General features: G+C 37.9%; 20 protein-coding genes. 14 read left to right on the top strand and 6 right to left on the bottom strand.

What is annotated here, in order from left to right; all coding sequences use genetic code 11:
* Positions 1 to 338: 338 nt before the first annotated feature.
* A complete protein-coding gene (locus GKD17_RS12205) occupies positions 339 to 791 on the bottom strand; it encodes a helix-turn-helix domain-containing protein (RefSeq protein ID WP_007835175.1) in 453 nt (150 codons plus the stop codon).
* A 144-nt stretch (positions 792 to 935) separates the two neighbouring features.
* On the opposite strand from GKD17_RS12205, the gene GKD17_RS12200 reads away from it, so the two are divergent.
* From GKD17_RS12200 to GKD17_RS12175, 7 genes are all read left to right on the top strand, one after another.
* Complete coding sequence (locus GKD17_RS12200) at positions 936 to 1,127, top strand: hypothetical protein (protein WP_007835177.1); 192 nt, start codon at positions 936 to 938, stop codon at positions 1,125 to 1,127.
* Positions 1,128 to 1,145: 18 nt separating this feature from the next.
* On the top strand, positions 1,146 to 1,460 hold the full coding sequence (locus GKD17_RS12195) for a hypothetical protein (protein WP_005815676.1): 315 nt from the start codon (positions 1,146 to 1,148) through the stop codon (positions 1,458 to 1,460).
* A gap of 205 nt (positions 1,461 to 1,665) precedes the next feature.
* Positions 1,666 to 1,869: a hypothetical protein gene (locus GKD17_RS23290; protein ID WP_080549527.1), complete on the top strand. Its 204-nt coding sequence runs from the start codon at positions 1,666 to 1,668 to the stop codon at positions 1,867 to 1,869.
* Positions 1,866 to 5,153: a DNA primase gene (locus GKD17_RS12190; protein ID WP_032936309.1), complete on the top strand. Its 3,288-nt coding sequence runs from the start codon at positions 1,866 to 1,868 to the stop codon at positions 5,151 to 5,153. Before GKD17_RS23290 ends, GKD17_RS12190 begins: the two co-directional genes overlap by 4 nt.
* Before the next feature lie 217 nt (positions 5,154 to 5,370).
* Entirely contained in the window at positions 5,371 to 6,330 is a 960-nt protein-coding gene (locus GKD17_RS12185; RefSeq protein WP_005815670.1) for an AAA family ATPase, read from the top strand.
* 13 nt (positions 6,331 to 6,343) lie between these two features.
* The gene (locus GKD17_RS12180; protein WP_007835182.1) at positions 6,344 to 8,746 is read left to right on the top strand and encodes a S8 family peptidase; all 2,403 of its coding nucleotides are present in this window, start codon (positions 6,344 to 6,346) and stop codon (positions 8,744 to 8,746) included.
* A 1,107-nt stretch (positions 8,747 to 9,853) separates the two neighbouring features.
* Positions 9,854 to 10,096 (top strand): hypothetical protein, encoded by a 243-nt coding sequence (locus GKD17_RS12175; protein WP_229084558.1) that lies wholly within the window; start codon positions 9,854 to 9,856, stop codon positions 10,094 to 10,096.
* Positions 10,097 to 10,116: 20 nt separating this feature from the next.
* Here the strand turns inward: GKD17_RS12175 and GKD17_RS12170 are convergent, their stop codons facing one another.
* The 3 genes from GKD17_RS12170 to GKD17_RS12160 form a co-directional block, all read right to left on the bottom strand.
* Positions 10,117 to 11,016 carry a helix-turn-helix transcriptional regulator gene (locus GKD17_RS12170; RefSeq protein ID WP_007835185.1) on the bottom strand — a complete coding sequence of 300 codons (900 nt, stop codon included), beginning with the start codon at positions 11,014 to 11,016 and terminating at the stop codon, positions 10,117 to 10,119.
* Positions 11,017 to 11,131: 115 nt separating this feature from the next.
* On the bottom strand, positions 11,132 to 11,620 hold the full coding sequence (locus GKD17_RS12165) for an SLOG family protein (RefSeq protein ID WP_007835186.1): 489 nt from the start codon (positions 11,618 to 11,620) through the stop codon (positions 11,132 to 11,134).
* A 4-nt stretch (positions 11,621 to 11,624) separates the two neighbouring features.
* On the bottom strand, positions 11,625 to 12,185 hold the full coding sequence (locus GKD17_RS12160; RefSeq protein ID WP_032936312.1) for a PDDEXK family nuclease: 561 nt from the start codon (positions 12,183 to 12,185) through the stop codon (positions 11,625 to 11,627).
* Between the two features lie 761 nt (positions 12,186 to 12,946).
* On the opposite strand from GKD17_RS12160, the gene GKD17_RS12155 reads away from it, so the two are divergent.
* Positions 12,947 to 13,168 carry a helix-turn-helix domain-containing protein gene (locus tag GKD17_RS12155; protein WP_007835189.1) on the top strand — a complete coding sequence of 74 codons (222 nt, stop codon included), beginning with the start codon at positions 12,947 to 12,949 and terminating at the stop codon, positions 13,166 to 13,168.
* On the opposite strand, the gene GKD17_RS12150 is transcribed toward GKD17_RS12155, so the two are convergent.
* Both GKD17_RS12150 and GKD17_RS12145 read right to left on the bottom strand, forming a co-directional pair.
* Positions 13,165 to 13,548, bottom strand: a complete 384-nt coding sequence (locus GKD17_RS12150) for a hypothetical protein (RefSeq protein ID WP_007835190.1) — start codon at positions 13,546 to 13,548, stop codon at positions 13,165 to 13,167. The two genes, GKD17_RS12155 and GKD17_RS12150, sit on opposite strands and share 4 nt — an antisense overlap.
* 99 nt (positions 13,549 to 13,647) lie before the next feature.
* A complete protein-coding gene (locus tag GKD17_RS12145; protein ID WP_032936187.1) occupies positions 13,648 to 14,007 on the bottom strand; it encodes a DUF2958 domain-containing protein in 360 nt (119 codons plus the stop codon).
* A 1,021-nt stretch (positions 14,008 to 15,028) separates the two neighbouring features.
* Here GKD17_RS12145 and GKD17_RS12140 point away from each other — a divergent pair.
* From GKD17_RS12140 to GKD17_RS12115, 6 genes are all read left to right on the top strand, one after another.
* Positions 15,029 to 15,250: a helix-turn-helix transcriptional regulator gene (locus tag GKD17_RS12140; protein ID WP_007835193.1), complete on the top strand. Its 222-nt coding sequence runs from the start codon at positions 15,029 to 15,031 to the stop codon at positions 15,248 to 15,250.
* A 313-nt stretch (positions 15,251 to 15,563) separates the two neighbouring features.
* A complete protein-coding gene (locus GKD17_RS12135; protein ID WP_007835194.1) occupies positions 15,564 to 16,874 on the top strand; it encodes a DNA cytosine methyltransferase in 1,311 nt (436 codons plus the stop codon).
* On the top strand, positions 16,855 to 18,327 hold the full coding sequence (locus GKD17_RS12130; protein ID WP_007835195.1) for an ATP-binding protein: 1,473 nt from the start codon (positions 16,855 to 16,857) through the stop codon (positions 18,325 to 18,327). The genes GKD17_RS12135 and GKD17_RS12130 overlap by 20 nt, the downstream gene beginning before the upstream one ends.
* A 1-nt stretch (position 18,328) precedes the next feature.
* Positions 18,329 to 21,166 carry a Z1 domain-containing protein gene (locus tag GKD17_RS12125; protein ID WP_007835197.1) on the top strand — a complete coding sequence of 946 codons (2,838 nt, stop codon included), beginning with the start codon at positions 18,329 to 18,331 and terminating at the stop codon, positions 21,164 to 21,166.
* Positions 21,138 to 22,160, top strand: a complete 1,023-nt coding sequence (locus GKD17_RS12120; RefSeq protein ID WP_032936315.1) for a PD-(D/E)XK motif protein — start codon at positions 21,138 to 21,140, stop codon at positions 22,158 to 22,160. Before GKD17_RS12125 ends, GKD17_RS12120 begins: the two co-directional genes overlap by 29 nt.
* Positions 22,157 to 24,502 carry an AIPR family protein gene (locus tag GKD17_RS12115; RefSeq protein WP_007835202.1) on the top strand — a complete coding sequence of 782 codons (2,346 nt, stop codon included), beginning with the start codon at positions 22,157 to 22,159 and terminating at the stop codon, positions 24,500 to 24,502. Before GKD17_RS12120 ends, GKD17_RS12115 begins: the two co-directional genes overlap by 4 nt.
* The last annotated feature ends 39 nt before the right edge of the window (positions 24,503 to 24,541 follow it).

Here is a 24,541-nt window from a genome sequence, read left to right as displayed (position 1 = left end):
TTATATTCAGAAAATAATCAATTTATTTCATATCTTCCACAGCCGCCTGCGCCACTTTCATATACGATTATTCCCCAATAGGTTACATTGCCGGTGTATGTGAAGTGTATGCGCTTTGGTATGACTTTTTTCTAAAGCTGCTACTTTCTTAGCATTATTATTCTATCGCAGCTTGCGCCTCTCCAATACATATCTGTATTTCAACAAGATGCAATATTTGTGTATGTAATCTGTATGCATCTTGATACAATGCTTGGAACAGTTGCAATAGATATTAAGGATGAATGATTTGACCTCTCTGTAACGAGATGACGCATTCATTTAAATTTCAGTATTGTTTATTCCCTATCTTTCAATAGTTCAATAATCACGTCCTTATCCTTCAGGTTTGAATCAAGACGTAAAATCTGTGAGTTCAGACTCTCTATTTGCTCTTTCAGAAGCTTGATTGTTTCCCTCAGGTTCTCTGTTTCTTTCTTTTCGCTGGATAACTGCACGGCCAGTTCTGCATCACCTATCAGATTATTTGCATTACCGTCCAATGATACGGCTGCAAGGTGTGCCGAAATATGATGCTGTTTCGGACAGAAAAGGGAAAAGAAATTGAAGTCCAATGCTTCGCTGACTTTAATAAGCCTGCTTGTCTCCATTGTTTCCCTCTCTAATATTCGGTTTATGTGCTGCTGCGGTACACCGATTTTACGTCCAAGCTCAGATTTGCTCAATCCAAGCTCGTTGCGTCTTTTGTCGATAGCCTGACCTACATGCACGTGTTTTATGTCATTATCCATGCGATTCCTTCAATAAATACATCTTAAACAATAAATCATCAAACAAATATTTGGTTATATAAACCATTTTATGTTACTTTGTAGTGTAATCTATTCATTTGGTGATTACAAAGTTAAACATTAAATATTAAACATCCAACAATTATGTCTGAAAACTTAGAAAAAATCCGTCCGGCACTTGTTGCCCTTGAAGTAGGTGAATCCGTTTCATTCCCCATTTCACGTTTGAAAAGCGTCCGTACCCAGGCTTCAGAGCTTGGTGCCATCTACAACCGCCAGTTCAAGACCAGGACTGACAGGGAAAACCATATCATTACGGTCAAGCGAACAGTATAGAAACCAAATCAGGTTTATATGAAGATATTACAGTTTCTGGACCATCTTATACCATACGAAACATTCCTGAATGACCTCTCCTCCAGAATTGTCAGGCAATTGAAAGCCGACAAGGATGATCCTGAATTCATCAGCCAGAGGAAGGCATACGAACTGTTTGGCCGCAGGAATGTAGAACGGTGGAAACGTCAGGGAAAGGTGGTTTCCTATAAAAGACCCGGTAAGGTGGAATACCGCACGGCAGACCTCAGGCTTCTCCAGCGTACCACCCAGGACTATTTTGATGAAAGTCAGCCGAAACAGGCAGAAAAACCGGTCAAGAAAGATAAATGATAAACATATTATGGCTAATATTCTAATATTGATAAACTTTATTTGTTTAGTTTAGCCGTGATACTCTATGAAATATAAAGAAAGCAATTATAGTAGGTACAGGAATGTGCGTCAGTAACCTTTGTTCACCAGCTTATAGCTTTACCACTTAACGATAAAGCCGGACAGGTCTCTTTTATCGCACATTCATAATGATTTTATAATAATGAAAGAAATCAGACCAGCGTGCGATCCAAACGGTGTCTATTCAGTCAAGCGCACCTGTGCAGAACTCGGTATCAGCAACAAGACACTCAAAAAATACAGAGATAACGGATATATCCAACCGCTCAATCCTAATAATGTCAGCCGTCCGAAATACTCCGGCCAGTCAATAATCGATTGTTGGAATTTACTGAGGACGATATGATAAGCGAAACAACCATACAGAAAGTGAGGGAACTTGCCATAGAAGACGTACTCAGTCCTTATGTCAGACTGTCCAGAAAAGGTTCAACCCTGATGGGACTTTGTCCTTTTCATACTGAGAAGACCGGTTCCTTTGCCGTCACTCCCAGCAGGAATCTCTTCCACTGTTTCAGCTGTAACCGTGGTGGTGATTCCATTACGTTTATAATGGAAAAGGAAAACCTTTCCTTCAGTGCCGCAGTGGAATTTATTGCCAGAAACCATAATATTCCGGTAAAATACATCAGTGAAGAGCGCAGTGAGGAACAGATGTCCGAAGCCAGGCACAGGGAATCACTTCTGACAGTTCTCGATGCAGTCCAGACCTTCTTCCTACAAAATTTAAAAGCAACAGACAAGGAAGAGAGCCTTGATGCCAGGGCCTACGCATACGGCCGGTGGCATGAGGAGTTCTGTGCCTTTGCCGGAATAGGCTATGCACCGAAGGACGGTCAGGCCTTTATGGATTTTTGCAGAAACAAGGCTTTGAACGAAGAACTGCTGTACGAACTCGGTATGTTCAAGCGTGGTGAGGACGGAAACACATACGCCATGTTCCGCCAGCGTATCATGATTCCTGTGAGAAACAGATGGGGACGCATCATTGCCTATACAGCCAGATACATCGGAGACAATAGGAAAGCTCCCAAGTATATCAACTCGGCAACAAGCATGATTTACTCCAAGGGAGAAACAGTATTCGGTATTGACCGTGCCGCCAGACTGCGTGATGCCGACTATTATATCATTGTGGAAGGTGCTCCTGATGTACTGAGAATGCAGTCGATTGGATATGACAATACAGTAGCGTCACTTGGAACAGCCTGGAGTGACAGCCAGTTCGAGCAGCTGAAGAAGTATGTATCCTCACTCTGTTTCATTCCAGATTCAGATATTGCGGAGGGCAAGCCATACGGACCGGGATTTGAGGCGGTGATGACCAATGGGGCTGCAGCCATAAGAAAAGGATTCCATGTGACAGTAAGAGAACTTCCTTTCGCTGAAATACCGTCAGAAGCAGAAGGAGAAGTACAATATTCCAAGAATGATGCCGACAGCTATATCCGCAGCAGGGAAGATTATACTTCACTGCCTGAAAAGCATTTCATCATCTGGCTTGCACAGAAACGTTTCCTGGTAGCCAGTTCCATGGTAGAGGAAAGAAAGTGTGTAGCGGAAATAGCAGACCTGCTGCGTTATATAAAGGACCAGCTGGTGTATGACCAGTGCATAGAGCAGTTGTCCAGACTGTACGGCAAGGTAAAACTTTGGCGTGATGCAGTTACCCAGGCACGTGGAGAGGCCAGGAGAAGGAACGACAAGCCGGCGGCCATGAACGAGATGCAGCGTGAAGCTGAACTGCTGCGCCAGTTCGGACTGTTCGTGAGGGAAAACTGTTACTACTCCATCGGTGAAGATGATGATGAACCGTCAAGAATCTCCAACTTCATCATGGAACCACTATTCCATATCGAGGATGAGATAAACGGAACCAGAATCTTCCGTATGAGGAATATGTACAATGTATGCAGGGTCATAGAACTGAAAGAGTCGGAACTCTGCTCACTAAGCAACTTTCAGCAGAAGGTCGGCTCACTGGGCAATTATGTATGGCTCGCCAAGATAGACAAACTCAACCGTGTAAAGGAATACCTGTATTCAAAGACCGATACGGCAGAACGTATCAGAAAACTCGGCTGGAATGCGGCTGAAGGATTCTTCGCTTTCGGTAACGGAATATTTTTTGCAGGTACATTCAATACCGTTGATGATTTGGGTATAGTCCGTAGTATAAACGGCAAGGCCTTCTATATACCGGCCACTTCAAAAATATATCTTAACAACCCGGAGATATTCCAGTTTGAGAGACTTATGGTACATGAGAACCGCAACGGAATAAAGCTGTATGACTACGTAAAAAGACTGATGGAAGTGTTCGGTGAGAATGCAAGCGTAGCCTTCTGTTACCTGCTTGCCACCCTCTTCCGTGACATAATATTCAGACGTACCCGTCACTTCCCCATCCTGAATCTTTTCGGTGAAAAGGGAACCGGTAAAACAACCCTGGCTGTTTCCCTCCAGTCCTTTTTCCTGCACGGAGTAGATCCGCCCAATCTCGGTGTAACTTCCGTACCGGCCATGAACGATCGTGTATCACAGGCTGTCAATACACTTGCTGTGCTTGATGAATACAAGAATGACCTCGACATACGCAAGATAGCCTATCTGAAAGGACTCTGGGGCGGTGGCGGTCAGACCAAGAAGAATACAAACACAGACGGTATGGCAGCCCAGACCATTGTCACAACAGGTGTTGCCCTTTGCGGCCAGGACAAGCCTACTCAGGATATGGCACTCTATACCCGTGTCATTTTCCTTGCCTTTTCAAAGACATCATTCAACCAGAATGAGAAAAGGGCTTATGAAGACCTTGTATCAGTCTGCAATATGGGACTAACCCACCTCACCCTGGAGATATTGGGACACCGGGAACTGTTTGAGAAGAACTTTCCGGAAATATATTCCATCACCAAGCGTGAACTGGCTGCAAAACTGGAGAATGAAACCATCCATGACCGTATATTCGGTAACTGGGTTATTCCACTGGCCACCTTCAGGACACTGGAGACAGTCATTGACGTGCCTTTCAGCTATGCGGAACTGTTTGATACAGCAATCAAAGGAATACGAAATCAGAATGAACTGGCTCAGGAAAGTTCAGAGATAGCGGACTTCTGGAGTATGCTTCAGGGATTCCAGACTTCAGGGAAATGTATCGAGAAGGCACATTACCGTATAAGGTATATGAAATCCTTCCGTCCGTTGTCTGTCAAGGAAGATATAGAATTTAAGGAAGCACGTCCTATTCTCTATCTGAACACGGCAGCCGTAGCATCACTGTTCAACAGCCGGAATGCAGGTTCCACCTCCAACCGCTCGAACTGGTCCACTATCATGTCGTACCTGAAATCCCATACTTCATACCTTGGACTGAAACAGGACAGATTCACCATACTTCTGCCTAGCGGACTTCCTGACTATACCATTGACATTGTAAATGGTGAACAGGTAAAGAAGGTAAAGGTAAACCGACCGAAGGCACTGTGCTTTGATTATCTGCAGTTGAAGGAAACTTTTGGGCTGGATCTTGAAACTGAAGTGGTGGCTGAAGTACAGGACATGCAGGAAGAAGTGATAACAGAAATGCAACACACTTTCAAACAGAATGAATTTGATTTTACATAAATGATTAATCTGAACTCTGATGATGAAAGAAGTAAAGGGTTTAATACAAATCAAAAATATAATTGTAGTATTAAAAGACTTCTCCTAGTTTTTTTGGTGAAATCACCAAGTTCTTAGATAAAAAAGCATAAATATTTAGCAATTTTTAATGATAGAGTTGACTATTTGACGGGAACAAAGTATTTTTGTACATCAATAATTTTATAACCATATTACGATGGCAAATGCAGACCAAATATTATCTCTGATACGCAATCATTTAAACAATGATGATGCACAATTCAGAAAGGTTGCCTTACAGATTTCAGCTGTAGAGGCAAAGAATGGTCATGCTGTATTGGCGAGAACTATCCAGGAATTGTTAAGCCAGAAAAAGACCTCTTTTAGCAATTTAAAAATTATTCCACGCAATAAGGATGTTGACGATTTGTTGCTTCAGACTGAAACATATGACAGTTTGAATGATCTGGTTACAGATAAGTCTGTAAAGGAGAAGCTGGAAAGGGTAATAAAGGAATATACAAGAAGAGAAGAACTTCAGAAATATGGCCTTGCAAATCGCCGTAAGCTGTTACTCTATGGTATGTCTGGTACAGGTAAGACTATGACATCAGGGGTATTGGCAAAGGAACTTAATCTTCCTTTCTTTATTGTAAGAACAGAAAAGATTATCACTAAATTCATGGGTGAAACAGGTCAGAAACTTAGCCGTATCTTTGATTTTATAGATGAAGTTCCTGCCGTTTATCTCTTTGATGAGTTTGACGCTATAGGTGCACAACGTGGAATGGAAAATGAGGTCGGTGAACAACGCAGAATACTTAATACATTCCTGCAGTTGTTGGAGCGTGATTCTTCTGATAGTTTTATTGTTGCAGCTACAAATGCAATAGAGTCCATCGACAAGGCAATGTTCCGGCGTTTTGATGATGTCATTGAATACAGAATGCCGGATGCAGAACAACGTTTGTTGTTGTTGCGTGAATATTTATATACAGCAAAAAATCTGGATTTCTCTCAGGCTGAACCTTTATTTATGGGAATGAGCCATGCAGAGATAAAAATGGTATGCTCCGACATATTCAAAGAATCACTGTTAAATGATTTGCCTATAGATATGGAAATGGTGAAAATGATTGTTGACAAACGAAATCAACTGTGCCGTGAAATAGGTTGAATATGTAGGTAATATGCAAAAGAAACATTTTTTCTTAGGAAATAAGATAGCAGAAGATCGTTCTTTTACACCAAGAACCAGGTCTGTACAACCGCCAACCATGCCTGAAAGAAACAGACAGGAACATGCGGCTTATATAAAAGAAATTTATAATACAGCTATTGATAAGGCAATAGAAACTTTGTCACAACGGTCAGAAAGAGGATTACCTGTTGCAGATGGTGTTTATATGAACTTTGATATGGTTTCAGGTTTTGTTCCTCAGGCATTGGCAAAAAGAAGTGGAGCATCAATTCTAAAAATTTCAGAAGATAAAGGTGAAGGAAATGTTGATGTTACCATATATATCAAAAAAGAAAAAAAAGATTGGTTGGATAAAAAGGCTAATGAGTATGCAAATGAAGAAATTTGCACAATAAATGGAAACCCTAAGAATGCAACTCTTATTGAGCCCATCAATTCTATTGAACAAGCTGATATTCATAGTCTTTATACTTCTGCAGAAGATTTTGATATGCTACCAGATAATCACCTGCAGACATTTGAAATATGGGTAACTAAAGGTGATGATTATAATCTAGAGGAACTTACTAAAACTTTAGACAGTCTTGGCCTTATATCGGCTGGTAAAAATATCCTGGACTTTGACGGAGTTGCTGTTCTGCTAATCAAAGCAACAAAACAACAATTATGTGAGTTACCCTTATCTGTTGGTTATATAGAGGGAATACGTCCTTATAAACAGCCTTCAATACTTGTAAAATCCCACAATGAAAGCAGGGAGTGGAGTGAACTTATTAAAGATGAAATTGAGATTTCAATAAACAGTGACAGTGTAAGGGTCGGCTTGTTGGATTCGGGTGTAAACAATGCTCATGAATTGATAGCTCCATTCTTATCGGATGATATGATGAAAAGTGCAATAGGTGTTTCTGACACTATTGATCACAGCTTCCATGGAACGGACATGGCTGGCCTTATCCTATATGGTGATATGACAGATTTAATTTATGGGCATAAGAAATCTGTTGCAATTGAAAACAACTTGGCATCAGTGAAAATATATGAATCCGGATATGAAACTGATTCTGATTTTTATGGTGCTGTTATAGAGGATGCTATACAGCAAGCTCATGAAATGGGAGCATCTATACAATGTATGGCTGTTACTGATGACATTTCGTATGACTGCAAATCCACGTCAAGTTCTGCTGCTTTAGATGAAAGTATATACAATGGAGGGAATTGTGATCGTCTGGTAGTCGTTTCTGCGGGAAATATTGAAACTACAGAAATAGACGCTTCAGATTATATAGAATCGTGTAAAGCTAATGTTATTAAAAGTCCGGCACAAGCTTGGAATGCACTGACCGTAGGAGCTTATACTGAGAAGACTGTTGTTACTGATGATAGATATAAGCCTCTGGCTGCACCTGGAGGAATCTCTCCGATGTCAAGAACCTCCTGGAGTTGGAGAAATGGTCTTAATAAGCCCGAGATTGTTATGGAAGGCGGTAATGTAGCTGATCATCCTGTTCTGCAGACTACAACAACTCCTGATTTGAGCCTGATTTCGACCAGTGCAGATCTGGCAGAATCATTGGAACCATTTTATGCAACCAGTGCAGCCACAGCGTTGGCTGCACGTATGGCAGCAAAAATCAAGACAGTGAATCCTGATCTTTCTTTGTTGTCTGTACGTGGTATGATGGTACATTCTGCGAGATGGACTGAAGAAATGAAGCGTATAGGAAGTATCAATGATATCATGTCAATATGTGGTTATGGCATTCCAGATGAAAAAATTGCTTTATTTAGCAATGAAAGATATGCTACATACATCTTTGAAAATGAATTGATACCATATGTACGTAAAGATGGTTCAAATACATATAATCAACTGCATTTTTATGATCTCCCATGGCCTGTTGAATTACTTGAGCAGATGGGAGCAGAAAAAGTAAAGATAAGAATTACACTTTCCTATTATATAAAGCCTTCTCCTGGTTATGCCGGTAGAAGAAATAAATATCGTTATCCTTCAGCAACTTTGCATTTTGACTTGAAGAGTCCACATGAAAATGTTGAAGAATTTTTATGTAGAAGGAATAAGAATGAAGGAGATAAAACAACGGATAATGATACTCAAAGATGGACAATCAAGCAAAATCGCCGTGAACAAGGTACTGTTCAGTCGGACTGGTTTGAGTGTACAGCAGCTGAATTAGCAGGTTGTGGTCATATAGTTGTTTATCCAGGACCAGGTTGGTGGAAAGAGAGAAAACTGGCTAATGTTGACAATGTTATAAAGTATTCTCTAATAATATCTATAAAAACAAGTGAAACAGAAATATATAATGCTGTAGAGACTGAAATCAACAACAAGATAGGTATACCAATAATGCAGGAAGTATAAACCTATCATTTTAAGTTTAAATCATTGTTTTAAATATAATAGTTGCGGTTTGGATTACTCCAAACCGCTTTTGTTTAAAAAAGGAGTGGTTAGCTACCTGCAATGCCATCACTAACCATGAAGCTCCAAGCTTTAATCTTAGTTACTGTTTCCTTATCTATTGAATGGCATTAGCCAATTGTGCAGAATCAATGGAAAAGGCTAAAAGGGATTGGTACTACGAGTACCATGGGATAAAAGCTGAAATATCATGAATAACAGTCATGACCTTGCCTTTATCAACTCCCTTTCGTGATATCCATTGAATTATTAACTCTGTACTATCTTTTGCCAATGACATACTGCTTGCTGCAGGGATTCCAAGAATCCCTAGTACATCTAATCCTACAGATAACAAATTACTAATAACCTATCCTTTCGGACATTTGATTGTGGCATGAACCTTCACCAAAGGTTCTACTGCCTAAAAAAAAATTTTTCCCATTTTCTTCAGGATTAAAAATTTTGAGTTTTTAATTGTAGAGCTTAGCTCCATAGTGGCAAATGATGGTATCGAACCATAAACTTATGAGCTTTACCTGGACATTTACCATAGTTTTACTTAAAAGATTACAAAAATAGCGATTAATCTTAATATTGAATATTATTATTACCATATTTTTAAATTAAATACTTGTTCCCGGTATGTCGGTGGGGTTCCCGGTATGTCCAATTTCCTGAAACAGCTTAATACTTGGATTTTCCGCATCGGTAACTTTAACTTTCTAATTGAAATATAGGATTTCTCCATAGGTTCGTCAAGTTACAAGAAGCATGTAATGTAATCAAATGACGTACCCCCCCTATATCTTCTATCTTTTAATGTTGGAAATGTTGATTTATATAAGTTTTTTGTTTAAATAATCAGGATTGTACCATTGATACCTTCATTGTTATAGTTGTATTTTTGATAAAAAGATGTGTGGATTCTGATTGTATTTTTATCCGTATTGGATTAAACTTTATAGAAGTTTTATACGGTTAAATTTCTGATTGTCAAAATATTTTCGTATATTAGTATAGCAAAAAAGATTATAAACAAAGGTATAACAAATAAATCCTATGATTATGGCAAGAACATTTACTATTACCAGTTATGGCAAGACTAAGGAATATCCAGAGAGCCAGCGTAAGAAAATGATTAAGGAGTTTGAGACGGCTATGCTTTGCTGTGATGGCAGTGAAGCTGAACGTTACAGGAATATATATGGTGACCTGGTTGCCGGTGAGAAGGAGTGTATGGACACAGAACGTCCATTGAGTCCTGAGCTTGAAGCAATGATTGAGCGAATGTTTACTACTCAAAAGTAAAATTCTACAATTGCAGATTTCTATGTTGCATACCTGTTTCTGATACGTCCAATCTTCTGAAGCAGTTTCATTCTCAGCTTTTCCGGAAAAGTAATTTCCACCTTATCGCCAAGAGCCAGGATTTCATCCACCAGCTCGTCAGTAACAAGAAGTGTGTAATCAAATGACGTGAAAGTCCCCATATCATTCCTTTCTACCTGAGAATGGTGGAAAGGATGCTTCCTCAGATAATCGGCAAATGGACCGTAAGCCCTTAGAGTAACCTCTTCCGGCTTCTGTCCGGTCGGGGCTACAACACCAATGGAGTCCGAAAGACGTCTGGCAAGGGAAAATTTGTAGTCAGTATCAAATCTCTTGCCGCTAAGGTAAATTTTGGTCAGTGCATCAAGAGGAACGGTACAGAACTCTGATCCGTTCCTGTACCCGAGCAGATACCAGCGGTTATGGAACAGTTTCAAACCTTCCGGTCTGAAACGGCCTTCCACTTCATAGCCCTTGCCCTTGTCATTCGTGTAGAATATGTACAGTTCATGCCCATCGCTGATACATTCCGATATATCCGACAGGTATTCAATACCACCTGACATGTCAGGCAGTACAACACGATGGAACAGGCACGGACTGCTTTTCAGGGCCACATCAATGATACGGCTGTTGAACAACCAGTTCTGGCAGCTGTCACCGAGTATTTCATCCAGATTCTGGATATAGTATGTATAGTCCTTTCTGTTGCACGCAATAACTATATCAAAATTCTCCTCAATCATTTTCCGGTGATGATGGAATGTGCGCAGACTCAGCGGTTTTCCATTGTATAGGAAATGGTGCTTCCAAATATCACAAAGCCTTTCAAAAGTGACCTTTCTTTCCTGATAGACCGTATGCAGCAGCCAAATGTAGCGGTTGTAGATATTGTTCATAAAACTACCTCTTATAGCTTGTTTAACTATCTAAATATAAGCATTATAAATGAGATATGCAAGAAATTTGCATATCAGTTTTGTACAATATTTTCAATATAATCCGGACTGGGTTTCAGTACAGATTTACTATGTCCATGCCTTTCTTCAGTGCCTCCCTGCAGGTATAGAATGTCCCACCATAAGGCTTGCCGTCATAAAAGGCAATCACTCCACATGAATGCTCCAGCATGAAGTCATTGCGCCTTAGAAGACATCCTTTGAAATAGTATTCACTCAATACGATAACCCGGTCTGCCTGGGAAATTATTTTCTGATAACGTTCCTTTTCAATTGAAGGCCATCGGCAGTTCTGTCTTCTGAAAGGAACAACGGCAATTAGCCGTATATCCGGATACCTTCCCTTCAGTGAAAATACTGTTTCAGCGGCCATCAGGTCGAATCCCATGGCCATGCCTGAATAGAAGCAGGTTATACCCGATTTGCAGGCGACGGACACAGCTTCAACAAGCCGTGCCCTTATTTCATCCTGCCTTTCTACGGGAACAGTTCTGTGTCCCGTGAAAGCCAGTGACTTTGATTTTTCTGATAATATTCCGTTCATAGTTCTATACTTTATAATGGGTTCTTGCAAGGAAGATACCTTCAATGACATTCGCTCCGAGACTCTCCAGCTGATTCGCATATATACCGAAACTGATTCCGCGTGTTATTACATCATCGAAGACTATGACTGCCTTTCCTCTGAACCACTCTTCATCAAACTCGATGATGCTCACCTTTCTGATTTCCTTTTCAGCCTTACGGTTTTCATGAATAGCAAGTCTTTCTCCGCATACCCTTACATGGTCATATCCGTTTATTGCTCCGGTGAGTTCACATACCCTTTTGCAGAAGTCCATATACCGGATTTCATTCTTTCTTACCGATGATGCCGGAACCGGAATGAATACCAACTGTGAGCATCTGCTGCCGTGCTCTTCAATCATTCTTGCTGCCGTCATCTGTGCCACCGCTTCATGAGACCTTCCGTCCTTGAAGTCATAAACCAACTGTCTGTCGGCGATTTCCTTCTCGCCCACATTCTGAATACGTTTGGGAAAATACTTGCAGAACCATGTCTGTGGCTTTTCCAACTGCTTTCTGATGCTTTCGTCCATCTGTACCATACGCTCTGATTTTTTCCCTTCTGTCAGCAAGTTTTTCAGCTTGCCCGAAGGATATTTTTTGCAGTTCTCAGAAGCGCAGGTATTCAATAAGGCAAACTTCAAGGAAAGCTGAAAATACGCTTAACCCCGTTTGAGGAAGATTTTCAGCCCTGTGTTTGACGTTTGCAATGCCAGAGATACCTTTGCAAAAAAATATCTGCAGAGGCATGCTGAACAAACCTGTGGATGTAATGGTACATTAGGATAACCTGTATCCCTTTCGCATCAGATATTTTCAGATAATAAAATGCACCCGTTTCAGGGGTGACAGTGTTGACAGAAAGTATCTGTCAGTGTATCAGATACTTCATATAGAAATCATGCGTTGACAAACGTTGACAGGCGTAGCCATAATTTTCAGTCAGCTAAAAATCCATAGCCAAACGTTGACACATTATAATACCCTATTTTTTATAAGTAAAATAAGAAAGAATATAACATACTGTATTACAGAAACTTCCCAGACAGACTTTATACCGGATTTTCATTGGATTTGCTGTCAACGCTGTCAACCATCAAATATATGCCTTCCTGATTTCCGTAAAACAGATTCGTTATCAATCGCCTTACCCCAGCCGTATTGAATATGACAGGTAACACATAATCCATACAAATCCCACAATCTCCGGAATAATCCCATATTTGACGTATTGACAGCTAATAATCAGTTGTTTACCTTTACGGTATCCAATAAACGAAAAGATTAACCAGCATGAGATATAATGAAAGTCGTTCCGGAAAAGACATATTCAGTAAAGGAGGCAGCACGCTACCTGGGTGTTCACCGCTGTACCATCTATGCCTATATCCGTTATCTGGAAAAGCCGCTGGCTTTCCTGAAGATTCCTGATAAGGCAAAAAGGGTGTTCAGAGGAACTGACCTGATAGCCTACAAGGAAACCGGTCTGCCCAAACGTGGCCGCAAGCGTAAGAAACACCGTTAGTTCAGTCTGTCCCATGGAATGGTATCCAAAAGATTACATTTAGCATTCATAGCTGCAAGTTCAAGAGCCAGCAGCCTTGCCTTTAGCCTGACATCCTCCATGTCAGCCACGGCCTGAAGGAACTCCGACGGCTCCATTGCTCCTGACTGAATCATCCATTCCCTTGCACATTGTTCAGGAACAGCGGCACTGACGAAAGAGAATATTTCTTTTGCTATGCAGCCGGCTGTACCGTCACCGGCTTCAATGGTAAAGCAGAATGGTACACCGCTCGGAGTCTTCCTCTTGAAATTGAGAAACCGGATTCCATCCATGTCTTCCATAGAAACGCTCCACCCATGCCGGGCAGAAATATTAAAAATATTACGACAATTTTCCATTTACCATACAATTATAGTTTTGTTTTCATTTACCTGCTATAATAAGCAGCCGGTCTTGTCCGTGACGGATAGGACCGGCCACTTCTGTTTTCATACAGCCTATTCAAACCTTGCAAGAAAGTCCTGAAGCCTGCTGTCCTGAATCTGTTTCAGCGGAACCGGCTTAAAGTTCTGCTGCTGTCTTACCTGAAGCTTGCCAAGTCCCTGAGCACTCAGGTCAAGCTCCACATCCGAAAGCTCATTGAGGGAAACATACCCGTATTCATCCTCCATGAGTCCGACTACGATACCGAATAGAATCACATCATTATCCTCCCTGTTTCCTTCAAGGATAAACCACCTTACAGCACCAAGAGCAAAAACCGCACGGCAAACAGCCTCTTTTCCCTTGCCGTCCTGGGAATAGAGCGGATAACCCTCCAGAGCTTCCGCCAGTTGTGTCGTCATCAATCTGCACATATCAGTAAAAAATTAAAAGATTGTTTGATACTCATTCTTCATGCTCGCATAACATTTGAATTTTGAAGTTCCGATTCTTTTCCCTTTGGTAAAGCTCATTGAGCTTCATGGCCGGGAAAAACCGTTTTATGTGCATTTGTGACTGCGGACCAAAGGGAGAAAAAGACAAGTGTGAAGTCAGAGAATGCAGACGGAATACCCAAATTTTTGAGGCATGAGAAAATTTGCGGAAGGCTGCCGTCAAGTCCTCCGACTGAAAGCGCAAGCGTCACTTGGCGTTTCTCCAGTCCGCAGTACCTTTGCACATAAGAAACGGCTCCGGCTATGACGCACCAATGATTTCCTGATATTCAGTATTCAAAGATTTCTGAAGAGTATAGTATCCGTTTTCAGACAAACCACCGGTAACCGGTTGCCAATGTCAGAGCCTTTGAAGTGAAGAGTAGCGCAACTTTAAAGGCTCTGTCTTTGGCAACTGCCCTGATTTATCTGCATGATGGGATGAACCTATCGGCTGAAACTTGCCTGGTATTGTAGATACGAAGCAAGTCAGCCGGTAAGTTTCCGTAGTATAAGGCAAGTTGTTCCGGCATCGCATGAAATACGAACAGTCGGAACAGCTTGCCGGTATTTTAAGACGAGTATTCAGGGATATAGGACGTTCCGGCATTGCAAGCTTTAGCCTGCATCATCGGAACGGCCTGCTTGTTTTCGTTTTCAGACATGTTATCGATAATCAGTTGCCAATGTCATAGTCTTTGAAGTGAAGAGTAGCGCAACCTTAATGGTTCTGTCTTTGGCAACTGTCCTGATTTATCTGTATGGTTGTATAAACCTGTCGGCTGAAACTTGCCTGGTATTGTAGATACGAAGCAAGTCATCCGGTAGTTTTCACATTGAATAAATAAAGTACTTTGGTAATATTAAATTCAAGCAGAAGTTAGAAGATTTATAGTATTAAATTTTTTATTATTGGCAGAATTATATAAGTTTGCGTGTTAGTTTAATAAATAAAAGATATATGAGCAACCTTAATAGAATTAAAGTAGTTCTGGTAGAACAAAAAAAAACAGGTAAATGGTTGGCAGATCAGTTAGGAAAGTCTACGTGCACAGTAAGTAAGTGGTGTCAGAATACTACTCAACCAGATTTACTGACATTGGAACAAATTGCACAACTTTTAGAGGTTGATATTAGAGACCTGCTTGTTGGTACAAAACTAACAACCACATCAAAATATTGATGTTATGGCAAATACGTTCATTATAACTTGTTATGGCAAGACAAATACATATCCTGAAAGTCTGCAAAAAAAATGACCAAAGAGTTCAAAATGGATATGTTTTGCTGTGATGGTAGTTAGGCTAGAGATATAGTATATTTATCAAGATTAGACAGTTGGCGAGAAGGTGTGTATGGATACAGATCACTCGTTGACTCATGAACTTGAAACTATGCTTGCAAAAATGTTTGCTACTACGCAATATTAATGAACTATACAATGTATAAGTTGGCGTTTATGCCATAATTTTTTAGTATGTAAAATAAAGAAATAAATGAATCAAAATAAGAATTATAAGTTTATAGATTTATTTGCTGGAGCTGGTGGCTTGTCTGAAGGTTTTATTAGAGCTGGCTTTGAACCGATAGCTCATATAGAAATGGATCATTATGCATGTGATACCTTAAAAACACGTGCTGCGTACCATTACTTAAAAGCAAATAATAAACTATCAATATATGAACAATATTTAAGGACAAAGAAAGAAAAAACTGATGGCGCTTGGTTGTGGAATCAAGTGCCAAAAGAAGTTATTGACACAGTTATTCAAGAAGCAATAGGTAAAGAAACTATTGATGGGATTTTTAAAAAAGTTGATAGACTGTGCAAAGGCCAAAAGGTCGATATTATAATTGGAGGTCCCCCTTGTCAAGCATATTCGATTGCCGGACGAGCTAGACTAGGAAAAAAAATTGAAGATGATCCACGAAATGATTTATATAAATTTTATGTGGAATTTCTGAAGCGATACAGTCCGGAAATGTTTGTTTTTGAAAATGTTCTTGGAATTAAAACAGCCAAAAAAGGTGAACCGTTCAGAGACTTACAGAGACTGGTCAATGACCTTGGATATAAAATGGAACCGGTTGAACAAATTGCGTCTGAGCATGGTGTCTTACAAAAAAGACATAGGATTATCATTGTTGGTTGGAAAATAAATCGTTCAGGAAGCGATATTCCTACAACTTATAACTATCCAACCCTTGAAAAAGGAGATATGCCATATTCTATAATGAAGGATTTGTTTTGTGATCTTCCTGAAAGAAAAGCTGGAGAAGGTGAATTATGTGGTATTGTTGAATATACAAAACCCTTGGAGGAAATGGAGTATCTTAGGAAAACAGCAATAAGAGGTGTTCTTAATTTTACGACTCAACATATTGCAAGACCAACAAATGATAATGATAGGGAAATATATAGGCAAGCTGTATTGATGTGGAAAACAGGTAAAAGGCTTAATTATGCAAAACTCGATCCAGCCTTACAAAAACATAAAAATAAAGAATCTTTTTGTAATCGTTTTTGTGTCGTTGATCCCAATGGAGTTTGTCATACCGTTGTGGCTCACATTGCGATGGATGGACATTACTATATATATCCCAACGAAACTCCTACTTTAGAGAATGTTCGTTCAATAACAATAAGAGAAGCAGCTAGAATACAATCGTTTCCTGATGATTTCTTCTTTGAGGGAAGCCGAAGTGCAGCTTTTAAGCAAATAGGAAATGCTGTACCTGTTGTATTAGCAGAAAAAATTGGCCTGAAAATAAAAAAGTTATTGAAAAATGAGGATAGATTACGATAGTCTTAGAACTGCGAATGCAATACCATGTGCCGCTTCAATGATTGAAACATTTAGAGCAATAGGGTACAATATCGAAACTGCAGTAGCAGATATTATAGATAATTCAATATCTGCAAATGCGAAAAATGTGTGGGTCACAAGACATTGGCATGGAGATAAATCTTTCATAACAATTAAAGATGATGGATGCGGCATGAATAGTCAAGAAATAATTGATGCAATGCGTCCTGGAAGCCATAGCCCATTAGAAGAACGCTCTAAAACAGATCTTGGTAGATTTGGATTAGGTCTGAAAACAGCATCATTTTCACAATGTAGAAAATTAACTGTCCTTAGTAAAAAATCCGGATACCATAGTGCATACTGGACTTGGGACTTGGATTATGTAGCACAAACCAATGAATGGACTCTTTTACAATGGATTCCTGAATATTTGGACGAATCTGTAGATGATATTGAACATGGAACTCTTGTAATATGGTCAGATTTAGATAAAGTCGTTAGAAAAGGAACTTCCGAAAATGATATAAATGCAAAGGAAAAGTTTTCCAATTCTTTAGACCGTGTCCGTCAACATATTGCAATGACCTTTCACAGATTTCTTGAAGAAAAATCTTTAAAGATATTTTGGTGTGGTCATGAAATAGATCCTTGGAATCCCTTTTGTATAAGTGAATCTAAAACTCAGTCAAGACCTACAGAAGGAATCGTTGGAGGTATTAAATTGAAGGGATATGTATTGCCACATAAAAGTGCCTTTTCTTCAGAGAAGGCTTATAATGTGGCAGAAGGCATTAACGGCTGGCCAGCTCAACAAGGATTTTATGTATATAGAGGGAAACGTTTATTGTTAGCTGGGGATTGGCTTGGACTATTCAGAAAAGAAGAGCATTATAAATTAGTCCGCATTCAGGTAGATATTCCTAATACATTAGATAGTGAATGGCAGATTGATATTAAAAAATCAAAGGCGTATCCTCCTATACAATGCCAGAATCAACTTGAAGCATATGCAAAGGATGTGAGGAAAATAGGATGTGAGGTTTATCGTCATAGAGGAAAGATACTGAAACAACGTGCAGGTCAAAGTTTTCAGCCGCTGTGGAATGAGAAAAGGAAAGACAATAAATGGTCTTTTGTTATAAATCGAGATAATGCTATGATTCAGCAATTAAAAGATATGGCTCACACAGATTCCGATAAAGCCTTTAATTATTTATTACGTCTTATAGAGGAAACTATACCTGTTAAGACAATTTATATCAACGAAGCTAAAGGTGAAGAATCTCATAAAGAACCATTTGAAGGTTCAGATACTTCTGTAGTGAAAGATATGATTACAAGAATGTATCAGAATCTAATGGCTTCCAATATGACTTCAGAACAAGCTAAAGCATATATAATGACTATTGAGCCATTAAATTCATTTGAAGAACTCATTGAACAATTGTGATATGGAAGAATTATATAATAAAGCCTTAAATATTTGCCGTTTATTCATTGGTGCAATACCTGTTGTAACTGATGAACAGATTAATACCGCTATAGAGCAAGTCTCTTTTATGCCAGATTTTAAAATGTTGGATAAACACATATTAAAAAAGAAACTACTTGCCCATTATGGTGTAAGAATTCAAGATTTTCAAATATTGGAAGGAAACGACAGACGTTTACCTTGGCTTAAAGAATTTAAAGCAAATAAAATATCTAATTGGAACTTTTGGACAAGATACAAGTTATATCTTTCAGAGCAGAAAGGGTATGCTCCGGCAGTTATAAATCAATTAGATGAAATCACTGATAGAATATTAGATAACTTGTTTAATCCTCAACAAGTTAATATCTCAATAGATAAAAAAGGGCTTGTTGTAGGGCAAGTGCAGTCAGGGAAGACAGCAAATTATACAGGTTTGATTTGTAAAGCTGCTGATGCAGGTTTTAATTTTATCATCGTATTAGCAGGTATTCATAATAATCTAAGAAGTCAGACACAAAGTCGAATTGATGAAGGATTTTTAGGTTTTGATACACAATACGAGCGAGCATACTCAATAAACTCAACAACTAAGATAGGTGTTGGTCTTATTCCTGGATTTGATTCAGCAATTGCAAATTCATATACGACAAGTATTGATAAAGGAGACTTTAATAGTAGGGCTGCAAATACGGCTGGATTTAATTTTAATGCACCACAGCCTATTATCTTGGTTGTGAAAAAAAATGCATCTGTACTTAAACGTCTTTATAAATGGCTTTGTGCACAAACTTCTGGTAAGAAACAAATATCAAATAAATCTCTTTTGTTAATTGATGATGAAGCTGATAATGCGTCCATTAATACAAAAAAAGATAAGGATACAGATCCAACCGCCATAAATGATAATATTCGTAAGATTATACAACTGTTCAATCGCTCTGCATATGTAGGATATACAGCAACTCCATTTGCGAATATATTTATAGCACAGGACGAAACAGACTTATTTCCAAGGGACTTTATAATAAATTTGCCAGCTCCAGATAATTATATTGGGCCAAATAAGGTTTTTGGCACATATTCTGAAACTTCTGAAGAAGAGGATGATGTATTGCCTATTGTCATTCCTATTGATGATTATAAGGCTTTTATACCTGATGGACATAAAAAGGATGATAAAAAACCAACAAAAAGTGATATTCCTGAGTCTTTGAAGCTTGCTATTAAATGTTTTATTTTAACATGCGCAATTAGAAGAGCCAGAGGACAGGAGAACAAGCATAATTCCATGCTAATACATGTGTCAAGATATCAGGTTTGGCAAAATGAAATTCGGGATATTGTGAACGAACAGTTCAGGTACTATAAACAAGAAATAGAAGCTAATGATCCCGCTGTTTTAGCCGAGTTTCGGGCTTTATTAGAAGGAAATGTAAACGGGTGTCCATCGTATAAACAGATAACAGAAAAAATTAAGGGGTCTCCTTCTCTTTCAAAGATTGATCAGGACTTAACAGTTCATAAATGGGATGAAATAAAGCCATTATTATACCAAGCAGTTCAAAAAATTGAAGTAAAATCTATTAATGGTTCCTCTGGTGATGTTGTTGACTACCAATTAAATTCTAAAACCGGTATTTCAGTTATTGCAATTGGTGGAGATAAGTTATCTAGAGGCTTAACGTTAGAAGGTTTATCGGTAAGTTATTTTCTAAGAGCTTCGAAGATGTATGATACTCTTATGCAGATGGGAAGATGGTTTGGTTATCGTCCTAGCTATGTTGATTTGTGCCGTTTGTTTACTAGTAGCGAACTTAATGAATGGTATAGGCATATTGCTGTAGCTTCATCTGAGCTACTTGATGAATTTGATTATTTAGCGGAATCAAGAAGTACTCCAGAAACTTATGGTTTAAGAGTTCGTACTCATCCAGGTTGTCTTCAAATTACTGCTCTAAATAAAATGCGTAATTCACATGAAATTCAGGTATCATGGGCTGAAAGACTTATTGAAACATATCAGTTACCACTGAATGAGGATTTAAAGAATAAGAATCTTGTTGAAACAGATAATTTTCTCAGTAAGTTAGGTAAGCCTTTAATAAAAAACGAGAATTATCTGTGGACTAATGTTTCTCCGGTTGATGTCTGTGAGTATTTCAGTAATTTCAGTGTAGCTGAGGGACTTAGAAAAGTCAACATGGAGTTAATTTGTGAATATATTCAAGAATTAGTATCTAAAGGAGAACTTACAAAGTGGAGCGTTGTATTAATGAATAAGACAACACGGTCGAATGCTAGAGAAACTATAAAGAAGCATACTTTTTGTGGCTCTTATTCTGTATCATGTTTTAATCGTAGCCGTGCTGTAGATTCCAGCAATTATAAAACATACTTCATAAGAAAGAATCATATTGTCGGAAATCCTAGCGATGAATTAATAGATCTTGATGATGATTTATTAAATGAAGCTTTAAAAGAAACAATCGAACTTAATAAAAAGAAAGGGATTGAATGGAAACACACATATCCACAGCCAATAGTTGTTAGGTCGAAGTTTAGACCAATAAATCAACCGTTACTAATTATTTACCCACTTAATCCTGAATATGCAAATGTTAAGGATGAAAATGGTAATATTGTGCCAGGTACAACTATATTTACAGCGGAAGATGATCCTTTTGTCGGATTTGCCATTTCATTCCCTCACACCAATACAAATTGTGCAGTTTCATACAAGGTAAATATGGTGGCAGAGTATGCTGACATTGAAGATAATTTTGATAATGAAAACGACAACACATATGGCGACTAATATACCAATACAAGTAATATGGAATAGTCTGAAGTCAAATAAGACTTATGGTTTGGTCAAGCAATTGTATAACAGTAATTTAAGTGCAAATATATATGCAATATATAAGTATCCTGAAAATCTTCATGGTATAAGTGTGTCATTTAATCGTAATATAAAATTAGATATATCTTCATTTTCAGGACTAAAGGAGTTGGATATTTCAATAATAAATGATGCCTCATTACCACAGAATCAGATGTTATGCATACAGTTAATAGATTCAGGTAATTTGTTTGTTTTTGCTACCTTATGCGAAGATTTGATCTCATCTATTGGTAATATATCTGACGAAAAAATTTTAGTTAGGTCAATTCTTTGTCAATTAGAAAAATGGCGAAATCTTTTTGAATGTTCAAGAAAGAAAGAATTGTCAGAGAGTGAACAATTAGGACTTTTTGGAGAATTGACATTCTTGCAATATATGTTACAGGTTTTACCCACAAGACAGTTAGATGTTTTGCATACATGGATGGGAGTTGAGAAATCAAATAAAGATTTTCAGGGGAATGAGTGGGCAGTAGAAGTAAAGTCATCCATAAGCAGGAAAAATAAGGTGACGATAAATGGGGAAACTCAGTTGGATAGTAATATTTTTAAACACCTGATATTGTGCCATTATTCTATTGAGAGAAATAATGCCAATGGCTTAACATTACCTCAATTAATTGATGGAATTGAGAACTTGCTAAAATATGATCAAATGATTCTTAACTATTTTCGGGCAAGATTAATGTTGGCCGGGTATATGCCGGAAGACAGGACTAAATATGAATTAAGACACTATAATATAAAGAAAAGGGATTTTTATAGTGTGACATCAGATTTCCCAAGAATCGTTCAAGATGATTTAAGAAAGGGAGTACATGATGTAACATATACAATAATGCTTGATGTATGTGGGTCTTTTTTAATATCTGAAAATAAATTATTACAAATAATAAAGCAACTATGAATTTGTTAGATAAATTTTATTCATCATTTATGCAGGAGATTGTTTCCAGACAGCTTGCAAATGAAGATGGAGAAACTCAGGAACAGGCATTTACACGTTATGTCTTAGACCTATTATCAGAAGCTGGGGAGACAGAGAATGCAGCAGTAGCTTTTGATGAGAAAGCTTTGGGAACCTCGAAGCAACACAAAATCAATGGTTTTGCAATATCTGACAATTATGAAACCATTGATTTGTTTATATCTATCTATGAAGTAGAAGAGCAAGTATATACAGTTCAGAAAAGTGAAGTTACAAGAGCAGCAACTCGCATTACAAATTTTTTTAGAAAAGCTGTTTATGATGATTATGTTAATGAAGTAGCTGAATCTTCTGAAATATTTGAGTTTGCACATACTCTGGCTAATTATGGAGAATTAAAAGACAACTTAATTCGTGTAAATGTAAGTATATTAACTAATGGTGAATATAAAGGAGATATACCGGATAATACAGAAATATGTGGATATAAAATCTTTTATAGAGTTGTTGATATTAAATACATTTATCAGATTTCTGAAGAATCTCATGTTCCAATTGAAATTGACTTTAAGGAAGAAGGTTTTCTTGTTCCTTGTTTGCCAGCATCATCTGATAATGAAGATTATCAGTCTTTTATCGCCATCATTCCTGGTATTTGTTTAGCTAATTTATATGAGCGCTATGGTGCTAGATTGCTAGAACAGAATGTGCGTTCATTCTTACAATTTTCAGGAAAAATAAATAAAGGTATAAGAGATACTATAAAAAAAGAGCCACATATGTTTCTGGCATTCAACAATGGTCTGGCTGCTACTGCTGACCATATTGAATTGGATGAAGATAATAGATATATAACAAAAATCTCTAATCTTCAGATTGTTAATGGTGGACAGACAACAGCGTCTATTTATCATACATTCAAGAAAGATAAAGCAGATATATCTAAAATTTTTGTTCAGGCAAAAGTTTCTGTTATTAAACGGATTGAAGAGTATAGTAATATAGTATCTCGCATATCCCGGTATGCCAATACTCAGAATAAGGTAAATGATGCTGACTTTACTGCGAATAATCCGTATTTAGTTGCACTTGAGAAACTGTCCCGCTGTGTTTTGACTCCGAGAACCGAAAACTCAGTCAATCAAACATATTGGTTTTTTGAACGTGCAAGAGGTCAGTATAAGAATCTTCGTATGAAAGAAGGATTTACAAAAGTACGTCAAAAGGCTTTTGATCTTAAATATCCTAAAAATCAAATGTTTACTAAAGTTGAATTAGCTAAATATATTAATGCCTATTCTGAAGTGTATGAAGGTAAAAAGCTTGTTATTGGACCACATGTTGTTGTAAAAGGTAATGAGAAAAACTTCGCAAAGTTTATAAATAATAATTTACCAAGTGCACTTAGTAAAATTAATAATATATACTACGAGGATACTATTGCTAAAGCTATATTGTTTAGAGCCATGGATAAACTTTATGGTACAAAGAAATCTGAAACAAATATAGGCGAGTTAAAACAGGTTGTAGTACCATATACAATATCATTGCTTACTATTCTGACAAATAATCGTTTAAATCTTTATAAGATTTGGAAAGAGCAGTCAATTTCAGAGCAACTATCTTCTTTTTTATATGATTTAATGAAACAAGTAAATAATTTCATATTAAAGGAATCACCTGTTTCTCATTATATAGAATGGTCTAAGAAAGAAGAATGTTGGGAAAAGATTAAGCAGCATACTTGGGCCTATAATATATTAGACATAGAAAAAGATTTAGTTGATGATTCTCAACCGATAATTCGTAAGGAAATTTTTTTCGGAGACAAACAAGATAATACTGTAGAACATGATATGGAGATAATTACATCCATACCTCATCAGTTATGGTCTAAAATTTCAGAATGGGGGCGGGATACAGATAGTTTATCCATTAACTATCAATCTACAGCGATGGATATTGCACATAAACTTAAATTTAATCGTAAGTTTAGTGATAATGATCGGCAAAGAGCAATGGCTATTTATGATATAGTATGTGAAAAAAATATTGAATTATTATTAGAAGCAGACGAACTAGCAAATGTTGAAGCTCCACAGAAAACGCCAACAACTGAAGAAAGTCAAATACTTGAGCTCATAACTATTGAATTAGTTCAAAAGATGGTAGATTGGGATAGACGTAAACGGGTATTAAAGGATTGGCAATGGAAGGTTATGGATGATGTTGTCAAAGGAAAAAGGCAGCTTGATGACCGGATGAAATATGGCTTTTATTCCAATTTAAAGCGATTGCGTAGTAAAGGGTTTCCAGAATAAAAGTTTATGTTGACATGGTAATATGACATAATAATATTA

The organism is Phocaeicola dorei (assembly GCF_013009555.1).
Classification (GTDB): domain Bacteria; phylum Bacteroidota; class Bacteroidia; order Bacteroidales; family Bacteroidaceae; genus Phocaeicola; species Phocaeicola dorei.
Note: the sequence above shows the minus strand (reverse complement) of the source record. Positions and strands in the feature narration are given on the sequence as shown.